We start from the raw sequence: 14,297 nt of genomic DNA on the forward strand, positions 1-14,297 counted from the left end.
AACTGATTATGCGAATCAACTTTACCCTCATAGTTCTCATCAGTTGTTTATTACAGGTAAACGCAAAGAGTTATGGGCAAAAAATAAATTTAACCAAAAGCAACATCAGCTTACCAGAGATGTTCGATGAAATTCGTAAGCAAACTGGCTATGATTTCGTTTATGATAGCTCGCAAATAAAGCTGGCTCGAAACGTGGATGTTTACGCAAGAAATTCATCACTAACTGAAGTGCTGGATAAATGTTTTGCCAACCAGCCGTTTACTTTCGAAATTAATAACAAAACTATTATAATCAGAGCTTTGAATTTGGACCAGTTAATACTAGACAAAAAGATACGCGGTGTTATAACAGATAAAAAGGATGGAAAACCCCTTCCTGGAGTCACTGTCCTGATTAAGGGGACTAAAGTTGGTACCCAGACTGATAAAGATGGACGTTTTTCTTTAAATGTTCCTGATGGAAGCGAATTGCTTTTAATTCGTTTTGTAGGTTATAAAGCTCAGGAAATCCCAATTGCTGATGTTGTTTCCTTTACAATTAAGATGGAAGAAGATTTGCAGTCATTGGATGATGTAGTTGTAACGGGACTTTTTGAACGTCCTGAAGGTAATTTTACTGGAGCTGCAAAAAGTATTAACGGAGAAGAGCTTAAAAGGGTTAGCTCTAATAATATATTTGCGGCGATAACGGCTCTAGATCCATCATTAAAAATAATACCTAATAATGTTACAGGTGGAAATATTAATCAATTGCCAGAAATCCAATTGAGGGGAGCTAATTCCTTTCCTAATTTAAGTGGCGAGCTTTCAGCAAATCCGAACGCTCCCTTATTTATATTAGATGGTTTTGAGGTCAACTTGCAGCGTGTGGTAGATCTTGATATGAACCTTATAAAGTCAATCACCATATTAAAAGATGCTTCTGCTACTTCAATTTATGGATCTCGGGGTGCAAATGGGGTACTCGTTATTACCTCTATTACCCCTAAATCGGGCAAGATTCAGGTAACTTATAATAATGATTTTAGATTAACTACTCCAGACCTGTCAGTATATCACGTGTTGAATGCTATTGAGAAACTTGATTTCGAAAAAAGAGTAGAAATGTATATATCTGAGATTCCTAACACACAATTCGGTCTTAATGAGATCTATAATAACAGACTTAAAGCAGTAACAAGTGGTGTTAATACAAACTGGTTATCTATGCCTACACAGGTAGGTGCTAGCAATAGAGGTTCTCTTTACTTACAAGGTGGAGATGAATATATCCGTTACGGATTACAACTATCTACAGATTTTCAATCTGGGGTAATGAAAGGCCAGAACCGCAATAATTATTCAGGTCAATTTGACTTAACCTATAATGTACGTAAGTTTCGGTTTCAAAACTCTATAAGAATTTTTCAGAATACGGCTAATGAGTCTCCATACGGCTCTTTTTCTGATTATATTAAGCAAAACCCCTACTGGAAACCTTTCGATGAAAATGGGAACGTAAATAAAATACTAGAAAGTAATGCTTTTGGAACTTTTGCCAACCCGCTATTTAATTCAACATTAAATACGATAAATAAGAATCAGTATTTCGGAATTTCTAATAATTTTCAAATGCGTTATAATTTGTTGCCAAGTTTGTTCATAGAATCAAATTTTAGCTTAAACAAACAAAATGGGTCAACAGATCAGTTTTTTTCTGCTCAGCATTCAAAATTTGCAAGGGTTTCTGATGCCGATATTAGAGGTTCCTACACTGTAAGCAATAATAATGCCTTGGGTTTCGAAAGTTTAACGACTGCCAATTTCTCTAAATTATATAAAAAGCACCTTATTTATTCTACAGCTGGCTTTAATATTGCGAGTAATAGGAATGATTTTTATTCCATCAATACGGTTGGTTTCCCATTTGATCGATTGGATAATTTACTTTTTGCAACTCAGTACGAGCCAAACAGCAGACCTCGTGGAGATGAGGCAACTGTGCGGAGATTGGGGTACTTATTTAACGCTAATTATAGTTATGATAACCGCTATCTTGCTGACTTATCCGTGAGGAGAGATGGATCTTCGCAATTTGGAACAGATAAGCGATATGGTCTTTTTTGGTCTACTGGATTAGGGTGGAATGTGCATAACGAATCTTTTTTAGCTCATAATAATGTTGTGAATAGACTTAAGCTACGTGGAAGTTATGGCTCTTCAGGTTCTTTAAATATACCATCCTATCGTGCGCAAACACGTTATGATTTTGGAGTAAGTAATATTTATGATGGACAATTGGGTGCCATTATTATGGGGCTTGGCAATTCTCAGTTGTCTTGGCAGGATGTACGCACCTTAGATCTTGGAATGGACGTTATATTGTTTAAAGACAAATTAGATATACGGTTTGATTTCTACAAAGGAATTACTCATAATACTATTACTGATGTGACACTAGCACCTTCTACAGGATTTAATAATTATTCTGAAAATCTAGGGAAAATCCAAAATACCGGTTTTGAAATATCTACAAGGTATAAAATATTAAATTTTAAGGAAAAGGGGATTTTGTGGTCTGTTAATTTTAATGCAGTAACTAATAAGAATATTCTAAAAGAGCTTTCTAATAAATTAAAAGCAACTAATGATAAAATAAATACCGCTAACAATGTGGCGACCCAACAATCTGTTCCTAATATACAGCTAAAAGAGGGGCAGGCAATCAATACGATTTTTGTAGTAAAATCATTGGGTGTAGATCCTACTACTGGCGCTGAAGTCTATCAGAAAATAGATGGGACAAAAACGTTTGATTGGAGTGCTGCAGACAAGATCCCATATGGTGTTACCGATCCAAAATGGAATGGAACATTTGGTTCAAATTTCAATTACAAAGGGTGGGAAGCAGGCGTAATCTTTAGTTACAGGTTCGGAGGGCAAATTTACAACCAAACATTGGTAGATAAAGTACAATCTGTCGATCCAAATTTTAACGTAGATAGAAGAGCTTACGATTTAGGATGGAAAGGTCCAGGAGACGAGTCCTTTTTTACAAAATTGGGAACAACCAGGTCTTTCGCAAAAGTGACTTCAAGGTTTGTGCAAGATTATAATAATCTTTCTTTGAGTTCTGCATCAGTTAGTTATAATTTTTATAAGTCTAAGTTTATAAAACGAATGGGCTTAAATAGTTTGCAGCTTACTGCAATTACCAATGATTTGTTTAACCTAAGTTCGATACAAATAGAAAGGGGAACATCTAATCCATTTGCCCGTACCTATTCATTATCACTAAGGGTAGGATTTTAATTTAAATGTTATGAAAAAAAAGATATTGGTTTTATCAGTTTTTCTGATAGTTTTAAACTTAGTCGCGTGTAAAAAATTTTTAATGGTTGATCCTAAATCAACAATATCTGAAGATCAACTTTTTTCTTCAGAAAGCGGATTCGAACAGGCATTAAACGGAATTTACGCACAGGCGGCCTCACAATCGATGTATGGAGATAATTTGTCAATGGGCTTTGTTAGTGCATTGGCCCAAAATTACAACCCCTCAAATGCTTTTTTTAGATATAAGCAAACAACGGCTTTAAATTATAAAGATGTTGAAGTGACGCGTTTAGCACAAACGGTTTGGTCATCTACCTTTAATGCAATAGCAGGGCTAAACAATATTTTAGCAAAAATAGATGCTAAAAAGGAAAAATTTACGAGTAATAATTATCACCTTATTAAAGGTGAGACGTTGGGATTAAGAGCCTATCTTCATTTCGATTTGTTAAGACTATATGGAGGTATTTATAGTAGTTCTTATACTAAAAAAGCTATTCCTTATCGTACCGAATTAAATTCTTCTTCAAAATTTCCTGGTACCGTCGAAGAAGTTGTAATAGCCGTTTTAAAAGATTTAAAAGAAGCAGAAACTTTAATGGAGAATAAAGATGGTGTCATGACCGGTGAAAAAAACAGAAGGTTTAGAATGAATTACGTTGCCATTAAAGCTTTAGAAGCGAGAGTATTTTTGTATAAAGGAGATTTGCCAAAAGCAGCGGTTTCTGCCGACATAGTTTTGAAATCTAATCAATTTAGATTTGTAACTGCTGCAGAAATTGGTGCAGGTGCAGCTAGCCGCGATAGATTGTTCTCTAACGAGCTTGTTTTTGCTTTAAGAGTTAAAAAAATGAAGGACTGGGCAGAGACACTACCTGGGTATTTTAAATCTTCTGGTGACGATAGAGATAATTTAACAAGAACCGAAGCGGATTTTGGAAAGTTATATGAAACTAGTACTGGAGGAACCACTGACTATAGAATTGCTTATTTGTTCGAAAGTGATGGATCTTTAAAATTTCCTTCTAAATATTGGCAAACCTGGGTGCAACCAAGTGGTGGTTCCGAAAAAAACCGCCTTGATCAAACCGTACCATTGTTGAGATTATCTGAAATGTATTATATTTTAGCGGAGGCAGCCGGAACTCCTCAGGAGGGACTCGTTTTTTTAAATACAGTTAGAAAAAACCGAGGGATTGCAGAGCTTCCAGTAGCTACAATTACCGCTCAAAAATTAAAGGATGAGATTGCCAAGGAGTACCAAAAAGAATTTTATGCAGAAGGGCAATTGTTTTATTACTATAAACGCAATGCAACTGTAAAAATGTTGTTCAGTACCAGGTCTTTAACCGAGTCTAATTATATAGTGCCAATTCCAGATAATGAACTTGAATTTAATCCAAATTATAATTAACTATCATTATAAAATGAAAAATATCGTATTAATATTGCTGCTGTTTTTTATAGTATCCTGTAAAAAATCAGAATTAACTGCTTATGAAGCAGGGTCGGGGTTAGCTTTTTATATAGTATCCGCAAGTGAAAGAGATAGCATGAATTACTCTTTTGCTAGTCAATTGACGATAAAATCGAGAGATACCATTTTTTTGAAACTACGTTTAACTGGGAAACCAGTTTCAAGGGCAAGAGAAATTAGTATTAGTACTGGCGAAGGAACCACAGCAAAAGAAGGGGTTCATTTTATTTTGCCAAAGATTTTACTGCCTTCGGATTCTTTAACAATAAGTTATCCGGTTATATTATTGAATGCAATGGATCTTACTACTAATACTTATAAACTGGTTTTAAAAGTGCAAGAAAATAAGGATTTTGTTCAAGGAGCGGTTGGTATTTCCAATGTGGAAACCCGTAATATCCCTTACTATAAAATCAATTTCAACAATCAATTGATTAAACCAGATTATTGGATTTATGTGCAAAATTATTTTGGAGATTACAGTAACGTGAAATTCAGATTTATCATAGAATACTTAGGTTTTACAGACTTGAGGCCTACTCACATCGGCGGAACAATTATATATTCTGATTTTCTCAATTATAATGTTGCCTTAAAAAATGAATTGGAAAAATATAAAGCTATTTATGGTCCTTTAATGGATGAGAATGTCAAAGAAGTATCTTTTCCATAATAAACCTTTTAAAAATATAATGATGAAATATCTATATCAAGTATTTTGTATTATGGCTTTGACCATAATTTTGCAAGCCTGTAAAAAGGAAGATAAAAATTTTACCTATCAAAAAGTAAATCAGATTTTGGTAAAGACTTCTGATTCCGTATTTACAATCAAACAATTAGATAAATTGAAGATCACTCCTCAATTGGAAGAATCTGTCCCAGGTAGTGGTCCTTATACTTATGAATGGTCAGTTTATAGTACCAAAAATTATCAAGTCAATAATTTGCCCAGTAAATCAATAACGCTATCGAAAGAAAAAAATCTTGATAAAATCATTGATTTATCGCCTGATAGCTATTATTTACAGTATACTATAACCGATACAAGAACCGGAATAAAAACTTTTAAAAGATTTAGTCTAACAGTCAATGGAACCTTTTATGAAGGGTGGTTTGTAATGAGCAATAAAGCTGGAAAAGCGATGGTTTCTTTCATTAGAAAAGATGATGAGGTTTTTGTAGATCCTATTCGTGAACTGAATGGAGCTGTTTTGCAAGGAAAAGGCCTCTCTGTCTATTCTGCAGTTATTAGTAAGATGACGCAGATTAATGTTTTCACAGATCAGGGAGTATATCGTTTCAATGCTGATGATTTGAAGTTAAATGGGAATACAGGTGATTTGTTTTTAGCTAACCATGTTTGGCGAGAACCATATTACACGCTTAACTCTATCAATACAGATCAATTTATTGTGAATGATGGTGAGGTTTACGCTACCCTAACACCAAATTTCGGCGATGTAGGTAAATATTCTGAAAAATTTAGTGGCCCTTCAAACGGTTATAATGCTTTTCCTTATCTGATTTCAGGTTCGAAATTCTATACCGTTTTTTATGATAACCTTAACAAGAGATTTTTACAAACGAGCTATAATGATCGTACCTTGAATACCTTCGGAACAACTGTTGGAGCTGCTTACGATCTTAATAATGTCGGTAAAACTATGATTGCTGGTGACAAAGGAGCGGGAAGTGAATATTATGCAATCATGAAAGATAATAATGGCTATTACTTTTACTCTATTATGCCTGCGAAAGCATCCCCAGCAGAATCAATGCAGCCTATCAAAAATAGCCCAGATATCGAGTTGGCGACTTCCTTTTCTTCTTCTAGCGTAGTTAAGCAAATTTATTATGGAGCAGCTAATAAGGTATATGTTTATGATATTCTGGCAAATGCCTCCAGATTGGTTTATCAGTTCCCTGAAAACACCAAAATTAAGGATTTGGAGATGTTAAAAAACAAAGCCTGGAGTAAAGTTGTTGATGCCAGTTTTGACAAAAGACTTGTGGTTGCAACTTATAACGGAGTAGAGGGTGAAGTTTACTATCTTGATCTTAGTCCAACTGGAGATGTGACTAACAATACCTATAGCAAAAAGATAGGCGGTTTTGGTGATATCGTTCAGATTAATTATCGTAATCCTAACATTTAAATCAAAGGGCCAAATTGTTAATTATTATAAATTGACAATTTGGCTTATGCTTAATTAAATATTTATGAAATCAATATCTATAATAATCGCATTAATTTTCCCTTTTTTGGGAGTGGCTCAAACAAATAATCCGAATGTAATGGAAGCTTCTGAATTTGAGATTCGTGGAGTTGTAAAAAGTTTAAAGGATAACACCAAACTTTTTATTGTATATAACTCAAATAAAACTGAGAAAGTTGACTCTGTGTACGTAAAAAATGGATTATTCTCCATCAAGGGTAGGGTCGACAAACCTTCCTTAGCCTATATTTTTAACGGATTTTATCCCGGCTCAACCCATAAGCCCACTTCGGATTATAAAAGGATTTATCTAGGAAGTGGGGTAATTAACCTCAGCAGTCTTTCTGGGTTGAAGTATAGTGTCATTAATGGAACTAAAGCCAATAGAGACATTCAGCTATATGATGATATGATGTTATCATTAGTGAAAAAGCGCGAAGCCTTACAATATCAGTTTTATAAAGACATTGATGGAAAATCTAAATCTGAAAAAGAACAGATTACCGAGGCCTATAACAACAATACAGATAAGATTCGTACGAAAGAACTTTCCATAAAATATGATTATATTAAAAAAGTTCCAAATTCAGTTTTATCGCAAGCGATGATTCCCGAAATGTTAATGCGTAGCGAAAATCTTGTGCTTTTTGATAGCCTATACAATGCGATGTCTCCAAGTGTACAGAAATCGGAAATGGGGAGGTATTTTTTTAGCACTCTTCAGATAAAACACAAAACTACTTATGGTAAAAAGGCTTTAGATTTTACCCAAAACGATTTAAATGGTAATCCCGTTAATTTTGAGCAATTTAGAAAAGGTAAATATGTTCTACTAGATTTCTGGGCATCTTGGTGCGTTCCTTGCAGACAAGAGAATCCTAACGTTGTAAAAGCCTACCATAAATACAGGAATTATAACTTTGACATATTGGGTGTAGCCCTTGAAAATGGTGAATCAGGAAGGATTGCTTGGAAGAAAGCTATAGCGCAGGATGAATTACCGTGGACACAGGTTTCTGATTTCAAATATTGGAATAATGAAGCTGCTGTTTTGTACAATGTTCTTAGTGTCCCATCAAATTATTTGATTGATCCCAACGGAATAATTATTGCAAAAAATCTCAGAGGAGAGGAATTAGAGAGGTTTTTGCGGGATAGGTTGATTACTATTCCATAAGCGTCTTGTATTACATGTTTCAGACTTATAGGGAGTGATGGCATCGCAATTTGTTAATTGAACCCTTAAAACAATTCACGCTCATATTTGAAAGGATGATTGCACATATTCAATGTGTGGTCATCCTTATTACATTTTTGATTACAGAACTGGATTTCTTCTTTGCATTGAAAGTAGAAATGCCTGACTGTTTTGTACATAGTTAGACAGACGGGGTAAACTCCTATCGCATAGTTTTATTTAGGTTGTGAGTCTTAACAAAAGTGGCAATGAGGATATGTATTAGGTTCCTTTTTCTTTTCTTGTCAATTTTTTCAAAGGGTATTTATGCTTTGGTTGCTATTGAAAGATTATTTTAACAAAAATGGAATAATTTTACGTTTGCAATTTTTTTGTATAGCTTTAACAGGTAGACTTAATTCTAGATGCCAATCTCCGCTTTAAATAATGAAACCGAATTACTTGCTAGAATTTCCAATAGGGATGAATCTGCATTTAAAGTAATATATGAACTGTATCGGGCTCAAGTATTTACCTTTGCTTTAAAATATCTCAGATCAACACTACAGGCAGAAGAGTTAGTACAGGAGGTTTTTCTTAAATTATGGAAATTAGAAAAGAGGTTGCTGGAAATTAATGACCTTGAAAACTATATTCTCACTTTGAGTCGTAACAAATCTTTCTCCATGTTACGTAGAATGAAGCTTGAGGCTAAAAATATAGAACCGCTTGCTGATTACCAAGATTTTCCGATAAATGATACTGAGGAGGAAATTCTACTTAATGATGCGCGACAATTACTTAATAAGGGGATTTTATTATTGCCTCCCAAGCAGAAATTGGTTTACGAGCTGTGTCATCAGGAGGGGTTGAAATACGATCAGGCTGCCAAGATTCTCAATGTTTCACCAGAAACGATAAAGACACATATGAAATTAGCATTGAGGTTTTTGCGACACTATCTGTCTAAAAATACTGATATGGCAATTTTGCTAATTCTTTTTAGACTGCATTAAATATTTTTTTTGTCCTTCCCCCGATCACAGTTTTCATGCGTCCATATAGATAAGCACGTAATATTGATGTGCTAAAATTTATTTCCACAATCACCAGAAATGCAGAAAGAAAGATTGAATTATTTGCACAGCATGTATTTGAAAGGGCAGCTGAATGACAGTGAGTTGCAGGAGTTAAGTCTGGCACTTGCTGATGATGAAAATGAGTTAATATTTAAAGAGTTCATGAATGATAGTTGGTATAAAATAACTGATCAAGACCGTAAAGACCTGCCTTCTAAAAAGGCGGCTGAAATTTTTACAAAAATAATTACTGCGCCTGAGCAGACCATAAAATTATGGTCCTATTCATTAATTTTAAAAATAGCTTCTGTTCTACTTATTTTAAGTTTTTCAGTGTTATTTCTACAGAAGTTAAGACAAACAAATAGTTTGCTAGACTATAAAAGTGAGGTAATTGCACCAGGTAAAAATGCAGGTACGTTAACATTAGCAAGTGGAAAGAGAATTTCGCTTTCAGATCCGATACGGGGGGAGTTAGCAAATGAATCTGGTGTGAAAATTACGAGAACTAAGGAAGGTAAATTAGTTTATGAGTTTACTGCTCAAGAGGTAACGCATAAAGATCAAATTAATACCCTCTCAACTGGAATGGGGGAAGTATATGAGTTGCACTTACCAGATGGTACAACAGTCTGGCTGAATTCGGCATCAAGTTTAACTTATTCTGTTTTCTTAAATAGACAGAAACAACGAAAAGTAATTCTTGAAGGGGAAGCTTATTTTGAGGTAGCAAAAGATAGATCACGTCCGTTTATTGTACAGTCAGTGGCACAGAAAGTGACGGTACTGGGAACTCACTTTAATGTAAAATGTTATAAGGATGAACCGAATACTATAACAACACTTCTTGAAGGTAGCGTCAAAGTGAACGAAAATGTTATACTCAACCCTGGGCAACAAGCTATCAGCAATAGTAAAAACATCTCTGTGAGGGATGCTGATGTGGAAAGCCAGGTAGCGTGGAAAAATGGAGACTTTATTTTTAGGGGGGAGAATTTGGAAAATATTATGCGAGAAGTAAGTAGATGGTATAATGTAGAAATCACTTATAAATCCGAAGACTTAAAACAGATTCGTCTAGAGGGAATAATTTCAAGATCGAGAAATATTGATGCTGTACTTGAATTGCTAGAGTCTACGGGTAGTCTCAAATTTAATATCGAGCATAGGAAAATCGAAGTATACAAATAATCGAAAATAAACAACTAAACCCAAAATCAATTATGAAAAAAAAAATACTCAAGCAATCGTAGTTCAATAGAAGGTAATCTATATATAATCCGGGAAGTGCTGACACACTCCCCGGTAAGTCTGAGATGACCTCTCCGGTGCACTGCATCGGAAAAACAAATTATTCTGTACAATTAATCTCAACTCAAACCAATTCAAAAGTATGAAAAAATATGCTTTTAACATAGGAGAATCCCCATCGTGGATACCCCCTAAAATTTTAATGATTATGAAATTAGTCATCATATTAATGACGATCTTTCTTACCAAGGTTAGCGCAACAGGATTCGCCCAGAGAATTACCTTAAAAGAGAATGGAACACCGCTTAGTGTTGTATTACAAAACATAAGAACTCAGGTCGGTTATGATTTTGTTTTTGATACAAAATTCTTACTTAATGAGAAAAAGGTATATATTAATATAGAAGATGCGAAGCTTGAAGATGTGTTAGTCGATATTTTTAGAGGTCGTAAACTTACCTATACAATTAAAAATAAGTCTATCGTAATTAGACCAAAAATTGAATCTTTCTATGAGAGAATTGTTAATGAATTCTTTTTTATAGATGTAAGGGGAAAGGTTATCGATGCTCGAAATGGGCAACCATTAATGGGTGCAAATATTAATCTTAAAGGTAGCAGTCGTTCTGTACACACCGACAAGAATGGGGAGTTTTTCTTTAAAAATGTTGATTCTGGAAGTAGTTTTAATGTTTCTTATATTGGATTTGAAAGTCAAGAAGTGGCTATTCCACAAAATAGATCATTATTAGTGCGTATGATTGCTTCTACCTCAAAACTTGAAGAGGTACAGGTGATACAAACCGGTTACCAAACGTTGAAGAAAACTCAATTAACAGGAGCGTATACATCTATAAATAGAGAAACTTATTTACAGGCTATACCAACGACTGGGAATATTGCGGAAAATATGGAAGGCCGTTTAGCCGGTTTGGTTCTTAACATCAATGATTCAAGAGGTGAGTTCACCAATCAAGGGCAGTTTACGATTCGAGGTATTTCTACTTTTCAGGCAATAAAAAAGCCGCTAATTGTTATGGATGGCTATCCGACAGAAATTGATGTGTCTTCATTGAATCCATATGATATAGAGTCAATTACTGTGCTTAAAGATGCTGCAGCTGCAGCTATATACGGAGTTAGGGCTACCAATGGGGTAATTGTTATTGTTACAAAAAAAGGTAAAATTGGTAAACCAATCATTTCTTTTACGAGCTCCTTAACGATTAAGCCAAAAACTAATTATGAAAAGTTAAAGCTACTTTCTGGTAAGGGGTATATTGACTATGCTCATGCCGTTAATTTATACAATATTGAACAGGATGGTATTTCAACTGATTTTTATGATTCTAACAATCAGGCCTACCTTCCTTTATTTAAAATAAGCGATGATTTAGACAAAGGAAGAATTACACAAATTGAGGCAGATAAGCGCATGACCGAATTGTCGACTTATGACAATATGGAAGATTATAAACGATTATTTTTACAAAATTCTTTCTTGCAAAGTTATGATTTGAACATTAGTGGAGGAACGGAAAATTCGTCTCATTATTTTGGAATTAACCACCAAGATAACAAGGGGTCGGAAAGGTTTTCAAGTCACAAAAGAATGAATTTGAAATATAATGGAACTTTTCAATTTTTTAAACGGTTTAATTTAGAAGTACAGAGTGTTTATTCAAATTTGAAGGACAACAGTTCTAATATACCAGATTACCTTTCTTTTGAACCGTATCAAAAATTTGTAGATGACCAGGGGAAAGCATTGCCTACTTTTCTTCAACCATACAATTACAATTTTTATGGGTTTGGACCAGACGGATCTATCAATACAGACCGTAATCAGAAAAATATGGATATGGGCTTGTATGATGTAAATTATTATCCTTATCAGGATATGTTTGAATCGAACAATACGACAAGTTCTAATATTTTTCATGCACAGGCCAAATTAACCACTCGTATTTTCAATGGGCTTAACTTTGAAATAGGAGGTGTTTTTGAAAGACAGATCGGAGAAATAACAAATTTCGCATCAGAAAATTCATGGGAAACCCGTTTATTATTAAATTACTATGCCATTAAGGATCCAGTTTCAGGCCAGCCTGTTTTTCAGTTTCCAAAAGGTGGTGTTAAAAAGAATACAAATCAGATTATTAACACACATACCCTTAGAGCTCAATTAAATTATAACAAAAGCTTTAATGAGAATGTACATTCATTCTCGTTTCTTCTTGGGGCTGAACAAAGAGAGTTATCTAGCAGCAGCAGATTGAGCACTGCCTTTGGATATAATGAGCAAACACTAACCACACAGCCTGTCAATCTTAATTTTATTGGAAACCGTTTGCAATATAGTCCTGGTTTTATTGATGAGTTGGTTCCTCTTGATGGGTCATTAAGAGATCAAACTTATTTCTATAATTATTTTGGCGAGACTTATAATAGTGATCGCTTTGTGTCTGTTTATGCAAATGGTGATTATACTTTTGACAACCGAATCTCTGTTACCGGGAGTTTGCGTGTAGATCAATCCAATCTCTTTGGAAAGGATCCTAAATTTCGGTATACTCCTTTATGGTCGACTGGGGTGTCTTGGATGTTAAGTGAAGAGCAGTTTCTCAAAGATTCGGAATGGATAAATATGCTTAAAGTTCGCTTTGCTGGTGGATATAATGGAAATATTCGAAATACTGGCAGTAATTATAGTATTTTATCTACAAGTGTAAACAATTATACACCTAATTCAGTAATTGGTTACTCAGTGAGCTCACCCCCTAATAGTTCATTACGTTGGGAGAAAACACTTAATCTAAATGGTGGTATTGATTTTGAAATCTTAAACAGAAGGGTCTCGGGAAGTATTGATTATTATATTAAAAATGGTAAAGATCTTTTTGCAAGTATTACTAGAGATCCAACAGGAGGTTTTAATAGTTTAGTTACTAATAATGCTTCAGTTCAAAACCGTGGACTTGATATTAGCTTGGTGAGCAGAAACATCGAAGTTGATCAGTTTAAGTGGCAAACGCAACTTACAGCTTCGTTTAATAAAAACGAAGTGAAAAAACTAAGCATCCAATTTAACAGTACGAATAATTTTTTACGTGTACTGACACCACAAAATGCGGTGGGTTACCCTATGTATTCCTTGTTTACAATGGATTATATAGGGTTAAATGATCAAGGACATCCAATGGTGAAAGGAGAAAATGGTGAGCCAATAGTTATTAATGTTTTTCCTGTTGTTGATGTGCCTTTAGATGCTTTACATTTTTCTGGTGTTAATATGCCGAAATATACAATTGGTTTCAATAACCATTTTACCTTTGGTCAATTCGGTTTATCCGCTTTATTGATGTATTATGGTGGCCATTCATCAATCGTTGCACCTCCAACGGTGGGAGGCGAGGGTAGGCCAATTGAAGGCACTCAGAATTATTGGAAGAAGCCAGGGGATGAGAAAAATACAGATGTACCAGGGTTTCTTCCATTCAATCTTAGAACAGAAGGATACAGATATGGTACGAAATTCGTTAGGAAATTAGATTTTATTGCCTTAAGAACAGCTACATTGAGTTATCAGCTTAATTCCAATATCGCAAACAAGATTGGGCTACGAGACGCTAAAGTTATGCTACAAATTAGTAATCCATTTAAATATGTTTTCAGTGGCAACGATATTGATCCCGAAACTTTAAATTTTTATAATGGTAATAGAGGAGTGTCGGTTTTGCCTTCTTATTCTATTTCGTTCTCTACAAATTTTTAATT

8 protein-coding genes are annotated in these 14,297 nt (G+C 34.5%); all 8 read left to right on the top strand.

Annotated features, from left to right (window positions below; all coding sequences use genetic code 11):
• Nucleotides 1-8: 8 nt before the first annotated feature.
• The 8 genes from EZ444_RS04000 to EZ444_RS04035 all read left to right on the top strand — a co-directional run bounded on the left by EZ444_RS04000 (nucleotide 9) and on the right by EZ444_RS04035 (nucleotide 14,295).
• Complete coding sequence (locus EZ444_RS04000) at nucleotides 9-3,293, top strand: SusC/RagA family TonB-linked outer membrane protein (protein ID WP_165503518.1); 3,285 nt, start codon at nucleotides 9-11, stop codon at nucleotides 3,291-3,293.
• Between the two features lie 10 nt (nucleotides 3,294-3,303).
• Nucleotides 3,304-4,731 carry a RagB/SusD family nutrient uptake outer membrane protein gene (locus EZ444_RS04005; RefSeq protein ID WP_131607439.1) on the top strand — a complete coding sequence of 476 codons (1,428 nt, stop codon included), beginning with the start codon at nucleotides 3,304-3,306 and terminating at the stop codon, nucleotides 4,729-4,731.
• Nucleotides 4,732-4,744: 13 nt separating this feature from the next.
• A complete protein-coding gene (locus EZ444_RS04010) occupies nucleotides 4,745-5,467 on the top strand; it encodes a DUF4843 domain-containing protein (RefSeq protein ID WP_165503519.1) in 723 nt (240 codons plus the stop codon).
• 19 nt (nucleotides 5,468-5,486) lie between these two features.
• The gene (locus tag EZ444_RS04015) at nucleotides 5,487-6,953 is read left to right on the top strand and encodes a PKD-like family lipoprotein (RefSeq protein WP_205945207.1); all 1,467 of its coding nucleotides are present in this window, start codon (nucleotides 5,487-5,489) and stop codon (nucleotides 6,951-6,953) included.
• Nucleotides 6,954-7,017: 64 nt separating this feature from the next.
• Nucleotides 7,018-8,190, top strand: a complete 1,173-nt coding sequence (locus EZ444_RS04020; RefSeq protein WP_131607442.1) for a TlpA disulfide reductase family protein — start codon at nucleotides 7,018-7,020, stop codon at nucleotides 8,188-8,190.
• Nucleotides 8,191-8,615: 425 nt separating this feature from the next.
• Complete coding sequence (locus EZ444_RS04025) at nucleotides 8,616-9,206, top strand: RNA polymerase sigma factor (protein WP_131607443.1); 591 nt, start codon at nucleotides 8,616-8,618, stop codon at nucleotides 9,204-9,206.
• A gap of 99 nt (nucleotides 9,207-9,305) precedes the next feature.
• The gene (locus tag EZ444_RS04030) at nucleotides 9,306-10,460 is read left to right on the top strand and encodes a FecR family protein (protein ID WP_131607444.1); all 1,155 of its coding nucleotides are present in this window, start codon (nucleotides 9,306-9,308) and stop codon (nucleotides 10,458-10,460) included.
• Nucleotides 10,461-10,728: 268 nt separating this feature from the next.
• Complete coding sequence (locus EZ444_RS04035) at nucleotides 10,729-14,295, top strand: SusC/RagA family TonB-linked outer membrane protein (RefSeq protein WP_165503521.1); 3,567 nt, start codon at nucleotides 10,729-10,731, stop codon at nucleotides 14,293-14,295.
• Nucleotides 14,296-14,297: the final 2 nt, after the last annotated feature.

The organism is Pedobacter hiemivivus, from assembly GCF_004331685.1.
GTDB lineage: Bacteria > Bacteroidota > Bacteroidia > Sphingobacteriales > Sphingobacteriaceae > Pedobacter > Pedobacter hiemivivus.